Here is a 20474-nt window from a genome sequence, read left to right as displayed (position 1 = left end):
CACGCACTTTCCGGGGACACCACATCGATGACGCAAGACGCTCACGCCAGAAGCTCATGGCCGCTGTTTCGATCGCTCGCGTCCTATGCCCTGCCCGGCGATCTCATGGCGGGACTGACGCTCGCGGCGATCGCCATCCCCGAGCAGATGGCGACCGCGCGGCTCGGCGGCTTTGCGCCGCAGATCGGCTTCTTCGCCTTCATGGCGGGCTCGCTCGGATTTGCGCTGCTCGGCGGCAATCGCTTCCTGTCCTGCGGTGCCGATTCCACGATCACGCCGATCTTCGCCGGCGGGCTCGCGGCGCTCGCCACGACAGGTTCGCCCGAATATCAGGGCCTTGCCATCGCGCTGGCCTTGATGGTCGGCGCGATGATGCTCGCCGGCGGTGCGTTCCGGCTCGGCGGCATCGCCAATCTCTTGTCGATGCCTGTCATGGTCGGCTTCCTCGCCGGCATCTCCGTCCACATCATCGTGTCGCAATTGCCTGGCGTGCTCGGACTGGACTCGCCTGGTGGTCCGACGCTCGACCGCATCGGTGTGCTCGCGAGCGAGATCGGGCGCACCAATCCCATCACGTTCTGCATCGGCCTCGGCGTGCTCGCCGTGGTCTTCATCTCCGAGAACGTCAGCGCAAAAATTCCCGGCGCGCTGATCGGCCTCGTCGGCGCGACGCTGGCCACCGTCGCGCTCGGTCTCGAGAGCAAGGGCGTCAACGTGGTCGGCACAGTGCCGGGCACGCTGCCACGGCCGACCTTGCCCGACCTCGCGCCGGAACTGTGGGTGCGTCTCGTGCCGCTCGCCTTCGTCATCACAGTTGTTGTGATGGTGCAGACGGCGGCGACGACGCGGTCGTTTCCGTCCGATCCCGATAAGCCCGCCGATGTTGATCGCGACTTTCTTGGCGCAGGCGCCGGCAGCGTGCTGTCAGGCCTGTTCGGCGCGTTTCCGGTCAATGCCAGCCCGCCGCGCACCGGCATCGTCGCCGAAACCGGCGGACAATCGCAGCTCGCAGGCCTTGCCGCGGCGGCGATCGTGCTGGCGCTGCTCGCATTCGGCACCGGATTGTTGCGACACGTTCCGGACGCTGCGCTTGGCGGCATCCTGCTGTTTGTGGCGCTGCGGATCATCCGCGTGCAACAGATCGTGACGATCTATCGCCAGTCGTTCAGCGAGTTCCTGCTGATCGTGGCCACCGCCGCGCTGATCATCGTGCTGCCGATCCAGCAGGGCGCCTTTCTCGGCATCATGCTGTCGCTGCTGCACGGCATCTGGAGCACGACGCGCGCCAGACTCGTGGAGTTCGAACGCGTGCCGGGCACCACGATCTGGTGGCCGGCGCATCCGCACATCGCCGGCGAGCGTGTCGCGGGTGTCGCCGTGATCGGGCTCCAGGCGCCGCTGTCCTTTCTCAACGCGCCGGGCTTCCGCAGCGACGTGACCAAGGTTTTGGGCACGTCGGCACCGCAATTGCTGGTGCTGGAGGCGAGCGGCATGGTCGAGATCGACTTCACCGCCGCGCAGATCCTGCTCGACGTCTTCAAGGTGTGCAGCGCGCAAGGGGTCACGGTCGCCGTTGCACGGCTGGAATCGCTGCGCGCGCAGGAGGCGTTCGAGCGCTTCGAATTGTACGGTGCCCTGCCGAAGGAACACGTCTTCCACAGCGTGGATGAGGCCGTGCACAAGCTGGCGAAATAATCACTGCACCAAGGTGGGATGATCCCGCTGCGCCGTCTCGCGGATCCAGCTGGTGTGGATCGCGCGGAACAGGATCTGCGCGGTCTTGAGGTCGTTCGCCGTCATGCAGAGATTGACGATACGATGCACGGCGTCGTCGCGCATCAGGCCGTCGGAGATCTTCATCGCGATCTCCATCGCCGCCTTCGCCGCGCGCTCATAACGGGCACTCTCGCTCTTGTCGTTTCGCGCAGCGGCGATAGCGCTCTGGGCCGCGGCGTCGCAGATGGCGCGGATGCGCGCGGCAGCTTCGATGTCGCCGAGCGGCGATTCGATCGCTTCGTCCCAGATGTCCGCCCGCTTCTGCCTCGCGAACCACTTCATCGCCTCACCGCCGATTGACCGCGCTTCAGGCTCACTCAGCATAGAGAGCCCAACCGGGATCGGCGAGACGATTTTTGCGGCACAGTTTCTCGGGCGCGTTCAGGACGTCCGACGCGGTCCGATGGCCTCGAACTGCGCCTTCTGCTCGTCACTGAGCGTGCCGTAGAAATCCTCCAGCGCGGCGCGAACCGACTTGACGCCGTCGAGCATGACATCGAGCCGCTTGCGGACCGCTGCCATGCGCGCCGGCGGCGTCATCACGTCGGCCGGCTGGCACGCCGCCTTCAGCGATGCGCTGGCCCTGGCGCTCGTGTCCTGGAGCACTTGCAGCGCGGCGCGCTGGGTGTCGCTCGGACGAAGCCTCGCCTCGATGTCGGCACCGGGCCAATCGAGCGCCGCGGGCGTACCGCAATTCTGGATCAGCGACGTCCCGGCGCTGCCGGAATCCGTCGCGCGCCGCTGGTTTTCGGCGAGCGCGTTGAAGCGCAGCTTCTGTTCGTCGGTCAGCGAGCCGTAGAATTTATCGAGCGCGGGCTGCACGAGATCGATGGCCTTCTCCATCGCCTCGATGCGCTGCTGCATCGCCGCCAGCCGGCCGGGTGCCGTCGCCGCGACCTGCGTCGGGCAGGAGGCGCGGATGATCCCGGCCGCATCGATCGAGGCATTGCCGAGCTCGTCGAGGCTTGCACCTTGCGCTTCAGTCGGCTGTACCGCGGCGGCAATCTGGTCGATCGGCAGACCGACGATCTCGCGGCGATCGCTGCCGCAAAGCTGATCCAGTGCCACACCACGCGCTTGCCGGCGACCCTGCGGCCGCGACGGCAGATAGGCTGACAAACCGTCATAGCCATAGGGCGCGAACAGGCCGGCATAGATGTCCGGATAGCCGTAGCCCCAGAAACCGAGACCGTCGCCCCAGATCGTGTAGTCGTAGAGATCGTTGTAGGCGAACGGCCAGAACAGCGGTCCGACCCAGCCGTAACCGCCTCCTGGATGTTGCCACCATCCGCTGCTTGCACCATGCCAGCCGGCAAGCGCCGCCGCCGCTGCGATCTGGGCGCGCGCCGCGGGATTGCTGATCAGCCGACCGTTGTGGAAAGCACTGGAATGCAGATTGAGTGCACTGCGGAAATGCGCCGGGCCGACGGCCGCATTGCGAATCCGACCGAAGTTCGGACCGCCATGTCGCGCGCCCGCCGCAAAGCGAGGTCCGCCATGATGCCCGCCACCATGCGCGTGCCCACCACCATGATGACCACCACCATGTCCGCCGCCATGAAAATGGCCACCGCCGTGCCCGCCGCCGTGACCACCACCGCCGTGGCCGCCACCGTGGCCGCCACCGTGTCCGCCTTTACCCAGAGCCGTGCCCGCCAGCACGCAGGCAAGCGCCGCAGCGGCGAGTCCAATGACCGGTCGCAACATCGCATCCTCCGAAAGAAGCCGCGCCATGGAGGCATCGGAAATTGTTCGGGAGATGGAACCGGCGTGGCCGCGGAAAGTTCCGCGGCGCGACAGGCTACGCCTCCGGCACGATCTTGCCGGGGTTGAATATGTTTTGCGGATCGAGTGCCTTTTTCAGCGCGCGCATCGCATCGAGCGCCTCGGGGCCGAGCTCGGCCTTGAGGTATTTCTGCTTGCCCTGGCCGATGCCATGCTCGCCGGTGCAGGTTCCGTCCATTGCCTGGGCGCGCTCGACCAGGCGATGCATGAACTCCTCGCCGCGCGCCATCTCGTCGGCGTCGTTGGTGTCGCAGACCAGCGAGCAGTGGAAATTGCCGTCGCCGACATGGCCGACGATCGGCGACAGCAAATTGAGACGCTTGAGATCTTCCTCGGTCTCGCTGACGCAATCGGCAAGCCGCGAGATCGGCACGCAGACATCGGTTGCGACCACACCGATGCTGTCGCCGGGGCGGAGTGCCTTGACGGACCAATAGGCATCGTGGCGCGCCTGCCAAAGTTTCGTGCGATCCTCCGGCTTGGTGGTCCAGGAGAAATCGCCGCCGCCGCAGTCCTTGGCGATCTCGCCGAACGCCTTGGACTGCTCGGCGACCTCGATCTCGCTGCCGTGGAATTCCATCAAGAGCAGCGGCGTCTCCGGCAGCGTCAGCTTCGAATAGGCGTTGCAGGCCTTGACCTGCGCGGCATTGAGCAGCTCGATGCGCGCCACCGGAATGCCGGTCTGGATCGCCAGGATCACGGCCTGACACGCCCCGTGCACGGACACGAACGAGACCGCGCCGGCCGCGATCGTCTCGGGGATGCCGCGCAGACGAATGGTCAGCTCCGAGATGATGCCGAGCGTGCCTTCGGCACCGACGAACAGATGCGTCAGGTCGTAGCCGGCGGACGATTTCTTGGCGCGCGTCCCTGTGGTGATGATCTCGCCGTCGCCGCGCACCACCTTCAGCGCCAGCACGCTGTCGCGCATGGTGCCGTAGCGGACCGCATTGGTGCCTGAGGCACGCGTCGAAGCCATGCCGCCGAGCGAGGCATCGGCGCCGGGATCGATCGGGAAGAACAGGCCCTGGTCGCGTAAGTGCTCGTTGAGCGCCTTGCGGGTGACGCCGGGCTGGATCACGCAATCAAGGTCCTCGGCATGCACCGCGAGCACCTTGTTCATGTCGCGCAGATCGATCGAGATGCCGCCGGCGGGCGCGTTGACCTGACCTTCGAGCGAGGTGCCGGTGCCGAAGGGAATGACGGGCACGCCGTTCCTTGCGCAGATCCGCACCACGTCCTGGATGTCGGCGGTCTCCTGCGCCATCACCACGCCGTCGGGCGGCTGGTTGACGATCCATGTGGTGGTGTGGCCGTGCTGCTCGCGGACGGCCTGCGAGGTGATGAGGCGGTTGCCGAAGCGTGCGGCAAGCTGCTCCAGCGCGCTCGCGAGGGCTTTCGGCTCCGGCCGCGGCGGATTATTGGTGATGGTCGTACCCACGGATCGTCCTCCCGACAGAACAAACCGTGGCAAAGGACATCTGACCGGTCAAGTCAAGCGACCGGACGCATAGCCAGGGAATGAGACATGCCGGAGAGTGCCGCTTCGAAGCCCGCCGAGCCGTTCAGAAGCTCGATCATGCAGATCGAGCCGCAATGGATCGACTATAACGGCCATCTCAACATGGCCTATTACAACGTGATGTTCGACCGGGCGATCGACGAGTTCTGGCTCGAGCTCGGGATTGGTCCGGTCTACAAGAACGAGCGCCACGGCTCGACCTTCACCGCCGAATGCCATGTGCGCTATTTGCGCGAGATCCATCTCGGCGATCCCGTGCAGATCCTGGTGTGGCTGCTGGCCGCCGACGACAAGCGGCTACATACGTTCGAGGAGATGAGGCATGGGACGGAGGGCTGGCTGTCGGCCACCTCCGAGAACATGTCGCTGCACATGGACATGAAGGCGCGGCGCGTTGCGCCGTTTCCGCCTGACATCCAGCAGCGCATCGCAGGCATTGCCAGGGCCCACAGCGCCGTCCCGCGGCCCGAGGGCATCGGCCGGAACGTGGCGATGCCGGTCAAACGTTGATGTCCGGCGCTTGCCTCACCTCTCCCCGGCGGGGAGAGGTGAACCGCTAGATCCTGCGGCCGCGGGCCAATCCGACCACGGCCGAGACCAGGAACAGGACGACCGCGATGAAGAAGATGATCTTGGCGATCTCGATCGAGGCGCCGGCGATGCCGCCGAAGCCCAGGATGCCGGCGATCAGTGCGATAACCAGAAACGTCACAACCCAGCCTAGCATGGTCAAACCCTCGTCTTGATGTCTGTCAGCGATCGGCGCGGCTGCCCGCACCACCTATCCAGACAATCTCGACGCGGGAACGATGGTTCCGGCAGGCATAACGGCGAAATTCGCACCTCGCGCTGGAACAAATCGGGCCGCCGTGCACGTGGAAAACCTCTCCCCGCCGCCCCATATAGGCGCTAATCCCTGTTAAGAAGGCTCCCTCCCGTCACCCCGCGGTGCCATCGTGGGGCCAAATGATTCGCATGACCGAGCCGAGCAAGATCACAGGCGTACCCGACCACCAGCCCGCAGCCGGCGGCATCGCCGCGCGTGCGCGCGCCTCGGTGGGCCCGAAATACCTCACCGGACTCAATCCGGAGCAGCGCGAAGCTGTCGAGACGCTGGACGGCCCGGTCCTGGTGCTGGCCGGCGCCGGCACCGGCAAGACGCGCGTGCTGACCACGCGCATCGCCCATATCCTGAGCCAGGGCCGCGCCCGCCCCGCCGAGATCCTGTCGGTGACCTTCACCAACAAGGCCGCGCGCGAGATGAAGCACCGGCTCGGCCAGATGCTCGGCCATGCCGTCGAAGGCATGCCGTGGCTCGGCACCTTCCACTCCATCGGCGGCCGCATCCTGCGCTTCCATGCCGAGTTGGCGCAGCTCAAGTCGAACTTCACCGTGCTCGATGTCGACGACCAGGTGCGGCTGCTCAAGCAACTGCTGCAGGCCGAGAACATCGACGACAAGCGCTGGCCGGCGCGGATGCTGGCCGGCCTGATCGACGGCTGGAAGAACCGTGGCCTGATGCCGTCGCAGGTGCCCTCGGGCGAGGCCGCGATGTTCGCCAACGGCAAGGGCGGCAAGCTCTATACGAGCTACCAGGAGCGGCTGAAGATCCTGAACGCCGCCGATTTCGGCGATCTGCTGCTGGAAAACATCCGCATCTTCCGCGAGCACCCGGATATCCTGCGGCAGTATCAGCAGCGCTTCAAATTCATCCTGGTCGACGAGTATCAGGACACCAACGTCGCGCAGTATCTGTGGCTGCGGCTGCTGTCGCAGGCGCCTTCGTCGACCAAAGTCGTCATTCCGGGGCGGCTCGAAGAGCCGAACCCGGAATCTCGAGACGAGACCTCAGCACCAGATTCCGGGTCCGATGCTCCGCATCGCCCCGGAATGACGGAGCAAGTGGCGATCGCTGCTCCTCCCGCTGGCCCCACCAAAAACATCTGCTGCGTCGGCGACGACGACCAGTCGATCTATGGCTGGCGCGGCGCCGAGGTCGACAACATCCTGCGCTTCGAGCACGATTTCCCGGGCGCAAAAGTCATTCGCCTAGAGCGCAATTACCGTTCGACCGGCCACATCCTCGCCGCCGCTTCGCATCTGATCGCGCACAATGAAGGCCGGCTCGGCAAGACGCTGCGCACCGAGGACGTCGAGGGCGAGAAGGTCACGGTGACGGGCTCGTGGGATTCCGAAGAGGAAGCCCGCGGCATCGGCGAGGAGATCGAGCAGCTGCAGCGCCAGGGCGAGAAGCTCAACGAGATCGCGATCCTCGTGCGCGCGTCCTACCAGATGCGCGAATTCGAAGACCGCTTCGTCACGCTCGGCCTGCCCTATCGCGTCATCGGCGGCCCGCGCTTCTACGAGCGTGCCGAGATCCGCGATGCGCTGGCGTACCTGCGCGTGATCAATTCGCCGGCCGACGATCTCGCCTTCGAGCGCATCGTCAACGTGCCCAAGCGCGGTCTTGGCGATGCCACCATCCAGTTGCTGCACGATCACGCCCGCAAGCGGCGGATTCCGCTGTTCGAAGCGGCGCGCGCCGTGGTTGAAACCGACGAGCTGAAGCCAAAGGCGCGCGGATCCTTGCGCGACGTCGTCGCCCAGTTCGATCGCTGGCGCGCCCAGCGCGAGGTCACCGCGCATACGGACCTCGCCCAGATCGTGCTCGACGAGAGCGGCTACACCGAGATGTGGCAGAAGGATCGTTCGGCCGATGCCGCGGGCCGGCTGGAGAACCTGAAAGAACTGGTGCGCTCGATGGAGGAGTTCGAGAACCTGCAAGGCTTCCTCGAGCACATCTCGCTGGTGATGGACCGCGAGGGCGGCGCCGAGGACGACGCGGTGTCGCTGATGACGCTGCACTCCGCCAAGGGCCTCGAATTCGACAACGTGTTCCTGCCCGGTTGGGAAGAAGGCCTGTTCCCGAGCCAGCGCACGCTGGACGAACAGGGCCGCGCGGGACTTGAGGAAGAGCGCCGGCTCGGCCATGTCGGCCTGACCCGTGCCCGCCGCCGCGCCATGATCTATTTCGCGACCAACCGGCGCATCCATGGCACCTGGTCCACCACGATCCCGTCGCGCTTCCTCGACGAATTGCCGGCGGCCAATGTCGAGATCACGGAATCCAAGGGCGGCTCGGCCTGGGGCGGCACCGGTGGCTACGGCGCCTCGCGCTTCGACGACATGGAGGCGTTCGGATCAAGCTACACCACGCCGGGCTGGCAGCGCGCCCAGGCAAACCGCAATCGTGGCGGCGGTCGAAGCGGCAGCTTCGAGGAGGAAGCCGCGACCTTCTCCACGTCGTCGTCTTCAGGCCCCGATTTCGGCAGCTTCTCCTCGCGCCGCCGCGGTCCCCTGACGATCGAAGGCGAGCTGGTCGCGAAATCCACCGGCACGACCTCGGAATTTTCACTCTCCGACCGCGTCTTCCACCAGAAATTCGGCTACGGCCGCGTCACCAAGATCGACGGCAACAAGCTCACCATCGCCTTCGACAAGGCCGGCGAGAAGAAGGTCGTCGACAGCTTTGTGCAGCGGGCGTGAGGCGACATGCCTCACTACATTGCCATCATCGAGGACAATGGCCCTGATGACGTCAGCATGTGGTTTCCGGACCTGCCCGGCTGCATATCAGGCGGCGACGATATCGAGGAGGCCCTCGAGAATGCGCCCGAGGCGCTTGCGCTTTATGCGCAGGAGCTGAATGAAGACGGCCGCGAGCTTCCTCCGCCGCGGACCTTGGACGAGCTCAAGGCCGATCCGGAATTTGCCGACGACCTCCGGAACCACACGGCGGTGCTGATCGAGTGGCCACCCCTCGCTGCGGAGTGAGGACTGTTCGCCGCACTCGCCGGGCTCCTGACAGTTCGGGAGCGATCAGCCCTTGACCATGGCGAACTTCCCCGTATCAGATGCAATCATGGTCCGGGGCTTCGTCACATCAGTCGTGCTTGCATTGGGGATGCCGTCGCTCGCGACGGCGGAGACCATGAGCTTTGGCGATTCGATCGGGCTGCTGGCCAGGAGCTGCGGCGCGGAAATCGTCGCCAATTGCCGCGGCGTCAATCCCGATTCCACGCGCCTGAAGGAGTGTCTCTCCCGCAACCGCGACGTGCTCTCCCAACAGTGCCTGAGCGACTACCTCACCGCGTTCGACGCCATCCAGAAGCGCGTCGCTGCCCGCGTCACCGTGGCGAACGCCTGCCAGCGCGAGATCGTCAAGGTCTGCGGCGGCTCGACCAAGGAGACCAGCAAGTCGATCCCCTGCCTGGTCTCGACGCCCAAGGGCATCAGCAACAACTGCCTGAAGGCCGTCGACGAGGCGGGGTATCGATGATGCGCGCAACTGGGCACATCGCCGCGGGCATCGGCATCGCGTTGGGCCTCGCGCTGCTCGCCGGCGCAGCCTTTGCACAGACTGCGCCGACCCGCGACGATATCGTCGGCAAGCTCAATCATTTCGAGGAGACCCCTGAGGTCGACTTCCCCGCGCTGAAGCAGCAGGTGATGGAGCGGGCCAAGGCCAGGATCAAGAACGATCCGGGTCCGGTGAACCGGCCGCCGATCGCGCCTGACCTCGCCAAGCTGCCCGCCTTCAATGCGCAGATCCAGTTCGACGCCGACACGCCGATCATCCAGCCGGAATCCTACCAGACCGTCGGCCGGATCGCCGACGCGCTGGTTCACGCCTCGCTGCTGCCCTATACGTTCCTGATCGTCGGCCACGTCGAATCCAATTCGAAGACGCGCGAGGCCAACGCGATCCTGAGCCAGCGCCGGGCCGATGCGATCCGCGACGTACTGGTGAACACGTTCAAGATTTCGACCAAGCGGCTGCAGCCGATCGGTCTCGGCGAGGAGCAGTTCCTCGACCGTGCCAAGCCGACCTCACCCGTCAACGGCCAGTTGCAAATCCTGACCTTTGCCAAAGTGCCCGAAGAAGCGCCCGCGCATCCCGCAACAGCCCCTGCGCCTGCGGCGAAAAAGCCCGCCAAGAAGCATTAAGCGTGCAGATTTCGCGGCCAGTGGAACCCATTGAAGTTCTGATTATTTTGTGACCTGTCTCACAGCGCGACAACAAGGCCTTGCGCGACAATAGTGCCGGTTTGTGCACTGCCCTTGCAGGTGCTATAGGCTGTCTTCGCCCTTCCCGACCCTGTGCTGCATGAGACCAAGATGGGTGGCTTTTTTCAACGCCAACTTGCCGTTTATGTCGAGTACCATCGCGATCCCCGGAACACGGCGATGCATGTGGTGGGCATCCTCCTGCTGTTCACCGGCGCGGTGATGCCGCTGACGCTGGTGAAGGTCCCGTTGTTCGGGTCCGAGGTCAGCCTGGCGGTGCTCCTGGCCTTGCCGGTTCTGATCTACTGGCTGCTGCTCGATGTGGCGCTCGGGGCCGGCATTTTGGCCGTCTCCATCGTGCTGTTCTCGATCGCATCGGCCATTGCGGCGCAGGTCAGCACCGTGACGATGTGGGCGATCTTTGCCGCCCTGGTCGTGCTCGGACTCGCCGCGCAGACCATCGGCCACAAGGTTTTTGAGGGCCGCGAAGCCTCATTATTCACGTTTCCGTCGCATCTGTTGCTGGGACCGATGTTTGTCATGGCAAAATTGTTCATTGCACTGGGCTTCCGTCGCGACCTTGCCGCGATTCTGGCGCCTCTTCCGGCCAACTCGCTTTCAACCCGATAGCTTTCTCAAGCGGAACAGCAAAACCTACTTCATGGCTCTCGTACTGGTTACCGGTGGCAGCGGTTTCATCGGACAGCATCTCGTCGAAGCGCTCCGCGCCCGTGGGCAGCGGGTGCGTGTGCTCGATGTCCGCCCGCCGGCGACCGCGAATGCGGACGTTGAGTATGTGCCCGGCTCGGTGCTCGACGCTGCGACGGTCGATGCTGCGGTTTCCGGGGTAAATCAGGTCTATCACCTTGCCGGCCTGCCCGGCATGTGGGTCGCCAACAAGCAGGACTTCCACGACGTCAATTTCCGCGGCACCGAGGTCGTGCTCGCGGCTGCGATGAAGCGCAACGTCTCGCGCTTCCTGCATTGCTCGACGGAATCGATCCTGTTCCCCTACGCCAACCTCAACGGCGTGGCCGCCGAGGAAGCCTTGCAGCCGGCCGACGCAATGCCCGGCGCCTATACGCGTTCGAAATCGCTCGCGGAGCATCACGCGGCGAAGGCCGCGGCCAGCGGCTTCCCGCTCGTGATCGGCACCCCGACCATGCCGATCGGCGCTGCCGATCACAATCTGACGCCGCCGACGGCGATGCTGTGGTACTTCCTGCAGAAGAAGGTGCAGCCGCATCTCGACTTCCTGGTCAATCTCGTCGACGTCCGCGACGTCGCCATGGGCCTGGTGCTGACGATGGAGCGTGGCCGCATCGGCCAGCGCTACATCCTCGGCGGCGATTGCGTCAGGCTCGGGCAGATCCTGCGAATGATGTCGGCGATGAGCGGTCGGCGGCAATATCCGGTCGTCGTTCCCGGCAAGATCGCCGAACTCTCCGCGATCTTGCTCGAGAAGATATCTGATCACATCACGCATCGTCCGCCCAACGGCACCGCCGAGGGCGTGCGCATCGCGCTTGCCGCGAGCGACCTTTCAATCGGCAAGGCCCGTGACGAGCTGGGCTATGCGCCGCGCCCGATCGAGCCGGTGCTGCGCGAAACCATCACCCATCTGCTCGCCCGCGGCGGCCAGGCCGCCTCCGATGCCATCGAGCATCACGCGCTCTCCTCGCGCGCGAGCTGATCTGCTCCCCAACCCAAAGAACCTTCCTTATGTCCTTCGATTCCAACAAGCTTCTGTCGGTCGCCTGGGGTGGCTGGACCACGACCTGGCCGACCGAACTCCTGGCCCTGATCTGGCTCGCCTTTCTCGCCAGCTGGGTGGGCGCCTCGTTCTGGCAGGGGCGGACCAAGAAGCAGGTCATGACGCTGGAGTCGCAGCGCTATCGCCTGCCGATCCTGGTCGGCGGCATCCTGTACACGCCCTTCATTGCTGAGGTGATGGGCTGGAAGCCGCTCTGGGTGCTCGGCAACACCGGCATCACCATCGCCGCGGTCCTCTCGATCGCCGGCATCGCCTTCGCCTGGTGGGGACGGCTGCATCTCGGAAAGTTCTGGTCCAACACCATCACCCACAAGGAAGATCACCGCGTCATCGACACCGGGCCCTACGGCATCGTGCGCCATCCGATCTACACCGGGCTGATCTTCGGCATGCTGGTGACCGGCGTTGCGATCGGCCTGGTGACGACGATCCTCGGCGCCATCCTGATCTCGCTCGGCATGTGGCAGAAGGGCCGGATGGAAGAGGTGTTCCTGTCGAAGGAGCTCGGCGAGGACGCCTACGGCGCCTATTGCCGCCGCGTGCCGATGATCATCCCGTTCACGTCGCCGCGGTGAAGCTGCGAGCGCGCGATGCACTCGGTGTCGTCCCGGCCTAGTGCGCAATTGCGCACGGGGGCCGGGACCCATAACCACAGAGCGTGGTTTGGCGAAGACTCGTCGTTCGGTACTGCTATCACCTGCAACCGATAGATTCCGCGGTATGTGGTCCCGGCCCCCCCGCGCGCAATTGCGCGCTTGGCCGGGACGACAGTGAGAGGAACCGCCTCTCCCTTCACCCGTTAGCCCCGCGACACCTGCACCAGACGCAGAGCATCGCGCCATGTCGGACGCCTATGATTATTTTCGTGCGCACGCGATTGCGGCAGTCCGCAAGGCGCGCGCGCTGCCGCCAGGGCGGTCGAAGCTGAAGCAGCGCACGGTCGCGCGCGTCTATCATCTCCTCGCCAAGGAGGCCGCGCTCACCCCGAACGTTCATCACCTCGATGATTTCAGGCACGCGCGACGGGCGGAGCGGCAGGTCCGGCACTGATCAGCATCTCCTATGCAAATTCGATCAGCAGCCATTCCGCGGGAATAGACACCGGGCCAGTTCCGCCCCGGTTGACCTTTTGACCGCCACCCAGTTGGATGCGCGCGCAAAATGGGCGCGACCAAACTTCGACAGGGGCTTCGCATGACCTTTTCCAGCATCTTCGCGCAGTTCGTCGCAGTCCTCGGTGGCATCGCGCTGCAATGGCGGAAGCTGACCGGCACCGAGGCCGCGCCGGCCTGGGGCCAGACGCCGGCCATTCCCGAAGCCAAGCCGCAAGGCGCGATCCCGACCCTGAAGATGCCGACCGCGCGCGGCTGGAGTCAGGGCCAGAAGCCGACGGCCGCAGCCGGGCTCAAGGTCAACGCGTTCGCGACCGATCTCGACCATCCCCGCTGGATCGAGGTGCTGCCCAATGGCGACGTGCTGATCGCTGAAGCGACGCAGATCGCAGGTCCCCCGCGCAGCGTATTCCACTATGCGATGCAGGCAACGATGCGCCGTGCCGCGGCGCTCGGCGTCTCCGCCAACCGCATTACGCTGCTGCGCGACAAGGATGGCGACGGCGTCGCGGAAGTTCGCGGCGCCTTCATGGAGAACCTCAACCAGCCGTTCGGCATGGCGCTGGTCGGCGACACCTTCTATGTCGGCAACACCGACGGTGTGATGGCCTTTCCTTACGTCGCCAATGCCGATCGCATCACTGCGCCGGGCAAGCGGCTCACCACGTTCAAGCCGAGCGGCCACTGGACGCGCAGCCTGCTCGCAAGCCCCGACGGCAAGAAGCTCTATGCCGGCGTCGGCTCGCTCAGCAACATCGCCGAGATGGGCATGGAAGTGGAGGAAGGCCGGGCCGCGGTATACGAGCTCGATCTCGTCGCCGGTACCCATCGCATCTTCGCGAGCGGCCTGCGCAATCCGGTCGGGCTTGCGTGGGAGCCGAACACCGGCGTGCTCTGGACCGTCGTCAACGAGCGTGACGGGCTCGGCGACGAGACGCCGCCGGACTATCTCACGTCAGTGCGCGAAGGCGGCTTCTATGGCTGGCCCTATTGCTATTGGGGCAAGACGGTGGACGACCGCGTGCCGCAGGATCCGGCGATGGTCGCCAAGGCGATTCAACCTGATTACGCGCTCGGCGGCCATACTGCGTCGCTCGGCCTGTGCTGGATGCCCGCAGGCACCTTGCCGGGGTTCGGAGACGGCATGGTGATCGGCCAGCATGGCTCGTGGAATCGCAGCACGCTGTCCGGCTACAAGCTGGTGTTCGTCCCGTTCGCGAACGGCAAGCCCTCCGGCCCCGGCCGCGACATCCTGTCGGGATTCCTGTCCCCGGACGAGAAGGAATCCTACGGCCGCCCGGTCGGCGTCGTGATCGGCCCCGACAAGAGATCGCTGCTGATGGCCGACGACGTCGGCAACGTGATCTGGCGCGTGACGGGCGCTTAAGTAGGCGCCGCGGCGCGTATGTATTCCGTCATCCTGAGGTGCGAGTGATGGGGCGCGAAGCGTCCCATCAGGAGCCTCGAAGGATGAACGGCCAAGATGCAGCCGGGCCGTCGCCCTTCGAGGCTCGCCGAAGAGGCGAGCACCTCCAGCGACAACGTCTTCGCCGTTGCGCGGGGGTGACGGGGATAGAGCGCGCCACGTCTGAGCTAGTTAAGCCTCAACCTGTTACGTCCCAACGCTCAGCGTGGCGCGCTGCTTGCGGAGCAGCGCGATCACCGACAGCGCGGTGATCATTCCGGTCTTGGGATTTTCGGACGGGATGTTCTCGATGCCCATCGAGAATCGCGCCGAATCCGCTTCGACCTCGATGCGATGAACATTGCGCGTCACGGTGGGGTCGGCCCAGACCTGGATCTGGGTGCGATCGGGCCCGATGCCCGCCAAGGATAATGCAACGGCGACATTGACGTTGGCAGGAAAGCCCTTTGCGGCGTCGCGCGCGCTGCCCTCGAATAGCTTGAGCGGCTCGCGCAGATTGTCGATGTCGATGTTGTTCTGAACGATGAACGGCGCGCCTCTCAGCCCGTCGATCGGCTTGCGCGTGACCATCTTCACCGAATGGATGGTGCCGAGCGCGGCGGCGTTGACGGCATCGAGTCCGATCAGCGCGCCGGTCGGGACAAGAATGCGACCGCCCTTGGCGCGGGCGAGATCGATGAGATCAAAATTGTCGAGCAAACCGCCGACGCTGACCACGACCGCGCACCTGCCGCGCTTCACCGCGGGCTCCACGATCGCGCGCAACTGGCTGCTCGGCGCGCACTCGACTACGATGTCGGCGACCTCGCCGAGCTGATCGATCGGCAGGATTTGCGGCTGGTGACGCAGGCCGCCCAGATACGCCTGATGCTTGGCGGGATCGCGCACGGCCACGGCTGACAGCATCAACCCCTCGATGCCATGATCGAGCGCGGTCGCGATCTTGCTGCCGATCGAGCCCAGCCCGGCGATGGCCACCCGCAACTCGTTCGAAGCTTTCTGCCCAGTCATCGCGTCATACCTCTTTTGTCCAAGCCCGTGTCATAGCCCCTCACGCCTCCCGCGCATAGGAGCGCAGGCGCGCCTCCAGCACCGCCAGCATGGCATCGCGGGCCGGATCATTTGAGCCGCGCAGCCAGGCCGCCGCCAGCGGCAACCGGCCGACCGGGCCGCTCTGCCTCGGTCGGAGCGGCACGAAGCGCACACCCGAAACCGCCATCCGCGTGGTCCAGCGCGGCACGATGGCAACGCCGAGCTTGGTTGCCACGAGGTTGATGATGGTCTGCTTCTCGTCGGCGACCTGCACGATGCGCGGCGTCAGGCCCACCTGCTCGAACAGCTTGACGGTGAGGTTGTAGCTGTCCGGCCGCGAACGGCGATCCGGCACCAGCATCGCCTCGCCCGCAATGTCCGCCAGCGTGATCGATTTCCGTGCCGCGAGCGCATGGCGCTGCGGAAACGCCACGATCGCGGTTTCCTGAAGCAACGGGCGAAACTCGAGCCGTTTGTCCGCCCGATCGGGCGGACGGACGAAAGCGAGATCGAGCGCGCCGGTCAGGATCTTTGGCAACAGCCTGACGGTCTTGTCCTCCAGAAGCTGGACCGAAACTTCGGGATGCCTGCTGCGGAAGTCACGCAGCAGCGGCGGCACCAGCCCCGCCGCAGCGCTGTCGACGGCGCCGATCCGCAGCCGTCGCGCAGCGCCCGCGCGGGAGCGATTGCGCAGATTGCTCTCGACCGCCTCCACCTTGGCAAGGATGGCGCGGGCATCACGCAGCAAGGTGGTGCCGTCCTCGGTGAGCGAGACAGCCCGGGTCGTGCGCGCGAATAGTCGCGTTCCCAGATCCTCTTCCAGCAGACGGATTTGGCGGCCGAGCGCAGATGGCAGCATCTGCAAATGCTGCGCGGCGCGGCCGAAATGCAGCTGCTCGGCCGCCGCCACGAAGCATCGAAGCTGATGCAATTCCATCAAACATTCCCTCGTCTCACCAAGCGATGATTATATCATTTTTTTGTATAAACCAGCGGCAATTGAATCCGCCTCGCGGCCCGGCCTAAGCTTACCGCGCGACATCCCAAACGGAGCCTTCCCATGCGCACCCATTCGATCGCAGCCATTCCCGCCGACGGCATCGGTCCCGAGGTGATCTCGGCCGGAATCCGCGTGCTTGAGGCCTTGGCGAAGCGCAGCGGTGACATCGCCTTCAATGTCAAAACCTTCGACTGGGGCTCGGACTATTACAAGAAGCACGGTGTGATGATGCCGGCCGATGGGCTCGCTGAGCTGAAGAAGTTCGACGCGATCTATTTCGGCGCGGTCGGCGCACCTGACGTGCCCGATCACATCACGCTGTGGGGCCTGCGCCTGCCGATCTGCCAGGGCTTTGACCAATACGCCAATGTGCGGCCGACCAAGATTCTGCCGGGCGTGGCCTCGCCGCTGCGCAACGTCGGCGTCGGCGATCTCGACTGGGTGATCGTGCGCGAGAATTCGGAAGGTGAATATGCCGGCATGGGCGGCCGCGCGCATAGAGGCCTGCCCGAGGAGGTCGGCACCGAAGTCGCGGTCTTCACCCGTGTCGGCGTCAGCAGGATCATGCGCTACGCGTTCCAGCTCGCGCAGTCGCGTCCGCGCAAATTCCTGACCGTGGTGACCAAGTCGAACGCGCAGCGCCACGGCATGGTGATGTGGGACGAGATCGCCGCGGAAGTCGCGACCGAATTCCCTGACGTGACCTGGGACAAGATGCTGGTCGATGCCATGACCGTGCGCATGACGCTGCATCCGAAGAGCCTCGACACCATCGTTGCGACCAACCTCCACGCCGACATCCTCTCGGACCTCGCCGGTGCACTCGCAGGCAGCCTCGGCGTGGCGCCGACCGGCAACATCGATCCGCAGCGCCGCTTCCCCTCGATGTTCGAGCCGATCCACGGCTCGGCCTTCGACATCACCGGCAAGGGCATCGCCAATCCGGTCGCGACGTTCTGGACCGGCGCGCAGATGCTGGAGCATCTCGGCGAGAAGGACGCGGCCGCGCGGCTGATGAAGGCGGTCGAGCAGGTCTGCGCCGCCGGCGTGCTGACGCCTGACGTCGGCGGTAAGGCGACGACTAGGGAAGTGACCGATGCCGTGATCGACGCGATCCACGGATCGAACGTCTGAGGGAAAGCTACTTCTTGCGCACCGAAGGTGCCGCCGGCGGCGGCGCCGCCATCGCCGCTGCGGCGTCCGGCGGCGACAAATGTCTGGGCACGACGATGGACTGGCCCGGCGTGAGCGTGGCGTTCTCGACAAGCGAGTTGCTCTGCGCGATGGCCCAGACCGGCACGCGATGGGTTGCCGCGATGCTCTCCATCGTATCGCCGGTGCGGACCGGTATGCGCACGCCGCTGTCCCACAATTCAACGAGCGTGTCCCCAGGGACCTGATAGCGCAGCGGCACGGCGTCAGCCTGGGTCTGCGCCTGGATACGCGGCAACTGCGTCACCATGTCGACGATCTGGCGATGGATGTCGTCCGATTTCTCGATGTTGATGTGCGTGACGCGGCCGTTCAGCTTCAAATCGTAGCTTGCATAATGGCCGCGAAAGCCAGGCACCGCCACCACATCGCCACCACCGAGCACGCTGTCGGACAGGAAGATGTTGATGAAGCGCTCGACGTTGAGCGGCACGTCGTCGGTTGCGTGCGCGGGGTCGATGGCGATGACGAGGCTGATCGGGATGTTCTCCTTGGCTGCCATCTCGGAGATGATGACCGAGCACAGCCCACCCATGGAATGGCCAATCAGCACGATCGGCGCCGGGCTCTCCTTGTAGCTGTCGATCGCGCGATTGCCGATCAGACGGCACAAGGTGAATTCGTAGACGTCGGCCGAGAAGCCGGCCTTGGTCAGCTTCTCGCTGAGCCGATCGATGCCGGTCGAGAAGAACGGCCCCATGGCGCCGCGGAACAGATAAATCTTCGGCGGCGGCAGCGGCTCGACCGGCGGAGCAGGAGGCGGCGGCGCGACCACGGGGACTGCAGCCGGCTTTGGCTTTGCGGGTGAGGCCGCGGCCAGACCGGGATTGAAGGCGAGCAGCGCGCAAGCTGCCAACACCACAAGTCGCCTTGGATCAATCATCAAGTCCTACAGTCCCACCACGGGAGGCAGGGGCCTCCCCGCGGCGGTTCTTGACCGCCGATTGGGTGGTTTTTGCGGCACGAAACCCGCCTGGTCAACCGGCTCCGTGCGCGCGATCAGCTGATCACTGCCGGCTCTTGAGCCTGCTGCGATGCGCCGCCTGTTTGGCTCGGTTGCCGCAGACCGCCATGATGCACCATCGCCGCGCTCGGCGACGGGTGTGGTCCGCAAACAGCATCGTGCAATTATGGCCCTCGCACGCCTTCACGTCGGAAAAGTCTTCGTTGCAGACGAACTTCGCCATCGCCTCACCGATCGGCAACAGCAGCGACTGCGGTGATCGCCAATGCCGCGTGGTCCGCAACGCAAGGCCACGATGGCTATCGTCGTGCCGCGGTTCGATCCGGCTGAAGACCTCGTCCTGTTCCAGGAGGCTGTTCAGCGGACCGAGTTCCTCGAGCGCCGTCGCTGCGAGCGGTCGGCCCGAATGCTTGCGGACAAAGCCCCTGAACCATTCGCGCAAGGCCCGCGCCTGATCGGCAACCTCGTCCAACTCACCAGGCTTCGCACGTGCCCTCAACGCCTCCAGTTCGTCCGTGGGCACCAGCTTCGCCTGCGCCAGCCAATCGATCAGCCCGTCGCCATCGTCGATCCAGTCGACGGGCGTATCGACCGGCGTCACGATCGAATTGAGGAAATCCAGGCCGAGCGAGTCGGCGATGAACACGGCAGGCGGTTTGTCCATGGGTGATCCCTGACGATCCCGGGTGGGCACGGCCAACGTAACCACCAAATTAGCAATTGACAAGTTACTTATATCGAAATAACCATCTTATAGCCTATTAATAGGTTACAGAAATGGAGAGGGTCATGGCCCGCACAACCTACCGCACCGCCGACGTCGACGGCTTCAAGGTGTTTTATCGCGAGGCCGGCCGCGTCGGCGCGCCGAAGCTTCTGCTGCTCCACGGCTTCCCGAGCGCAGGTCACATGTTCCGCGACCTGATCCCGCTGCTGACGGACAAGTTTCACATCGTCGCACCTGATCTTCCCGGCTTCGGCCAATCGGACATGCCTTCGCGCGAAACCTTCAGCTACAGCTTCGACAACATTGCGCGCGTGATCGAGCGCTTCACCGAGGTGATCGGCTTCGATCGCTTCGCCGTCTACGTCTTCGACTACGGCGCGCCGACCGGCTTCCGGCTCGCGCTCAGCCATCCCCAAAGGATCACCGCGATCATCTCGCAAAACGGCAATGCCTATGAGGAGGGCCTCAGCGACGGCTGGACGCCGATCAAGGCCTATTGGCAGGATCCCTCGCCCGCCAATCGCGAGGCGCTGCGCGGCTTTCTCACACCGGAGGCGACACGCTGGCAGTATACGCATGGCGTCTCAGATCCGACGGCCGTATCGCCTGACGGCCAGAACCTCGACAATTTCTACCTGGCACGCCCTGGCGCCGATGAGGTGCAGCTCGATCTGATCGGCGACTACAAGAGCAATGTCGCTCTCTATCCCGCGTTCCAGGACTATTTCCGCAAGCACAAGCCGCCCATCCTTGCGATCTGGGGCAAGAACGATCCGTTCTTCATCCCGCCCGGCGCAGAGGCGTACAAGCGCGACAATCCAAATGCGGTGGTGAAATTCCTCGACACCGGACATTTCGCGCTGGAGACGCACGCAAGTGAGATCGCGGACGCCATCCGCGCCTTTCTCGCATAGCGAACGCGCGACCACGGCGTTACGGCAGCGCGGACAAGACAATGCCGCCGCCGACAATCAAGTCGGCGGCGGCACAATCAGATCAAAATTTGCTGGCGCCAGGCCTCAGTTCCTCGCCGGCGCCGTCGCCGCCGCCGAGCGCGCGGCCCGCGGCGCGGCGCCG

The 20474-nt window shown here is 65.0% G+C and carries 21 protein-coding genes; 13 read left to right on the top strand and 8 right to left on the bottom strand.

Annotated elements, in window-relative coordinates; all coding sequences use genetic code 11:
- Positions 1 to 27 precede the first annotated feature (27 nt).
- Positions 28 to 1695: a SulP family inorganic anion transporter gene (locus XH98_RS14805; RefSeq protein WP_271619035.1), complete on the top strand. Its 1668-nt coding sequence runs from the start codon at positions 28 to 30 to the stop codon at positions 1693 to 1695.
- Here the strand turns inward: XH98_RS14805 and XH98_RS14800 are convergent, their stop codons facing one another.
- The 3 genes from XH98_RS14800 to XH98_RS14790 all read right to left on the bottom strand — a co-directional run bounded on the left by XH98_RS14800 (position 1696) and on the right by XH98_RS14790 (position 5002).
- Entirely contained in the window at positions 1696 to 2058 is a 363-nt protein-coding gene (locus XH98_RS14800) for a hypothetical protein (RefSeq protein WP_271602572.1), read from the bottom strand.
- 99 nt (positions 2059 to 2157) lie between these two features.
- The gene (locus tag XH98_RS14795) at positions 2158 to 3483 is read right to left on the bottom strand and encodes a Spy/CpxP family protein refolding chaperone (protein WP_271619034.1); all 1326 of its coding nucleotides are present in this window, start codon (positions 3481 to 3483) and stop codon (positions 2158 to 2160) included.
- Between the two features lie 94 nt (positions 3484 to 3577).
- The gene (locus XH98_RS14790; protein ID WP_057747284.1) at positions 3578 to 5002 is read right to left on the bottom strand and encodes an FAD-binding oxidoreductase; all 1425 of its coding nucleotides are present in this window, start codon (positions 5000 to 5002) and stop codon (positions 3578 to 3580) included.
- A gap of 87 nt (positions 5003 to 5089) precedes the next feature.
- Here XH98_RS14790 and XH98_RS14785 point away from each other — a divergent pair, with 87 nt between their 5' ends.
- Complete coding sequence (locus XH98_RS14785; protein ID WP_271602570.1) at positions 5090 to 5593, top strand: thioesterase family protein; 504 nt, start codon at positions 5090 to 5092, stop codon at positions 5591 to 5593.
- A gap of 46 nt (positions 5594 to 5639) precedes the next feature.
- Here XH98_RS14785 and XH98_RS14780 read toward each other — a convergent pair whose 3' ends face one another.
- The gene (locus XH98_RS14780; RefSeq protein WP_014493008.1) at positions 5640 to 5810 is read right to left on the bottom strand and encodes a DUF1328 domain-containing protein; all 171 of its coding nucleotides are present in this window, start codon (positions 5808 to 5810) and stop codon (positions 5640 to 5642) included.
- 239 nt (positions 5811 to 6049) lie between these two features.
- Here XH98_RS14780 and XH98_RS14775 point away from each other — a divergent pair, with 239 nt between their 5' ends.
- The 9 genes from XH98_RS14775 to XH98_RS14735 all read left to right on the top strand — a co-directional run bounded on the left by XH98_RS14775 (position 6050) and on the right by XH98_RS14735 (position 14423).
- Entirely contained in the window at positions 6050 to 8629 is a 2580-nt protein-coding gene (locus tag XH98_RS14775; protein WP_271619033.1) for an ATP-dependent helicase, read from the top strand.
- Between the two features lie 6 nt (positions 8630 to 8635).
- Positions 8636 to 8917: a type II toxin-antitoxin system HicB family antitoxin gene (locus XH98_RS14770; RefSeq protein ID WP_271602568.1), complete on the top strand. Its 282-nt coding sequence runs from the start codon at positions 8636 to 8638 to the stop codon at positions 8915 to 8917.
- 88 nt (positions 8918 to 9005) lie between these two features.
- Entirely contained in the window at positions 9006 to 9422 is a 417-nt protein-coding gene (locus XH98_RS14765) for a hypothetical protein (protein ID WP_057747289.1), read from the top strand.
- Complete coding sequence (locus XH98_RS14760) at positions 9422 to 10090, top strand: OmpA family protein (protein WP_057747307.1); 669 nt, start codon at positions 9422 to 9424, stop codon at positions 10088 to 10090. The genes XH98_RS14765 and XH98_RS14760 overlap by 1 nt, the downstream gene beginning before the upstream one ends.
- Before the next feature lie 171 nt (positions 10091 to 10261).
- Positions 10262 to 10780, top strand: a complete 519-nt coding sequence (locus tag XH98_RS14755) for an Mpo1 family 2-hydroxy fatty acid dioxygenase (protein ID WP_271602567.1) — start codon at positions 10262 to 10264, stop codon at positions 10778 to 10780.
- A 31-nt stretch (positions 10781 to 10811) separates the two neighbouring features.
- Positions 10812 to 11843 (top strand): NAD-dependent epimerase/dehydratase family protein, encoded by a 1032-nt coding sequence (locus XH98_RS14750; protein ID WP_271602566.1) that lies wholly within the window; start codon positions 10812 to 10814, stop codon positions 11841 to 11843.
- A gap of 29 nt (positions 11844 to 11872) precedes the next feature.
- The gene (locus XH98_RS14745) at positions 11873 to 12499 is read left to right on the top strand and encodes a methyltransferase family protein (protein WP_271602565.1); all 627 of its coding nucleotides are present in this window, start codon (positions 11873 to 11875) and stop codon (positions 12497 to 12499) included.
- Between the two features lie 265 nt (positions 12500 to 12764).
- Complete coding sequence (locus tag XH98_RS14740) at positions 12765 to 12974, top strand: hypothetical protein (protein WP_271602564.1); 210 nt, start codon at positions 12765 to 12767, stop codon at positions 12972 to 12974.
- A gap of 144 nt (positions 12975 to 13118) precedes the next feature.
- A complete protein-coding gene (locus tag XH98_RS14735; protein ID WP_271619032.1) occupies positions 13119 to 14423 on the top strand; it encodes a PQQ-dependent sugar dehydrogenase in 1305 nt (434 codons plus the stop codon).
- Positions 14424 to 14648: 225 nt separating this feature from the next.
- Here the strand turns inward: XH98_RS14735 and XH98_RS14730 are convergent, their stop codons facing one another.
- Both XH98_RS14730 and XH98_RS14725 read right to left on the bottom strand, forming a co-directional pair.
- Positions 14649 to 15473 carry an aspartate dehydrogenase gene (locus XH98_RS14730; RefSeq protein WP_271619031.1) on the bottom strand — a complete coding sequence of 275 codons (825 nt, stop codon included), beginning with the start codon at positions 15471 to 15473 and terminating at the stop codon, positions 14649 to 14651.
- A 40-nt stretch (positions 15474 to 15513) separates the two neighbouring features.
- Positions 15514 to 16431 (bottom strand): LysR substrate-binding domain-containing protein, encoded by a 918-nt coding sequence (locus XH98_RS14725; RefSeq protein WP_271619030.1) that lies wholly within the window; start codon positions 16429 to 16431, stop codon positions 15514 to 15516.
- 123 nt (positions 16432 to 16554) lie between these two features.
- On the opposite strand from XH98_RS14725, the gene XH98_RS14720 reads away from it, so the two are divergent.
- Positions 16555 to 17628, top strand: coding sequence for a tartrate dehydrogenase (locus tag XH98_RS14720; protein ID WP_271602560.1), 1074 nt, complete (start codon positions 16555 to 16557; stop codon positions 17626 to 17628).
- Between the two features lie 7 nt (positions 17629 to 17635).
- On the opposite strand, the gene XH98_RS14715 is transcribed toward XH98_RS14720, so the two are convergent.
- Both XH98_RS14715 and XH98_RS14710 read right to left on the bottom strand, forming a co-directional pair.
- Positions 17636 to 18589, bottom strand: coding sequence for a LysM domain-containing protein (locus tag XH98_RS14715; protein WP_271602559.1), 954 nt, complete (start codon positions 18587 to 18589; stop codon positions 17636 to 17638).
- Positions 18590 to 18713: 124 nt separating this feature from the next.
- Entirely contained in the window at positions 18714 to 19334 is a 621-nt protein-coding gene (locus tag XH98_RS14710) for a CGNR zinc finger domain-containing protein (RefSeq protein ID WP_271619029.1), read from the bottom strand.
- Positions 19335 to 19459: 125 nt separating this feature from the next.
- On the opposite strand from XH98_RS14710, the gene XH98_RS14705 reads away from it, so the two are divergent.
- Complete coding sequence (locus XH98_RS14705) at positions 19460 to 20311, top strand: alpha/beta fold hydrolase (protein ID WP_271602557.1); 852 nt, start codon at positions 19460 to 19462, stop codon at positions 20309 to 20311.
- The last annotated feature ends 163 nt before the right edge of the window (positions 20312 to 20474 follow it).

Source organism: Bradyrhizobium sp. CCBAU 51745, from assembly GCF_028128715.1.
In the GTDB taxonomy this organism is placed as follows: domain Bacteria; phylum Pseudomonadota; class Alphaproteobacteria; order Rhizobiales; family Xanthobacteraceae; genus Bradyrhizobium; species Bradyrhizobium manausense.
This window is presented reverse-complemented; position numbering and strand designations above follow the sequence as displayed.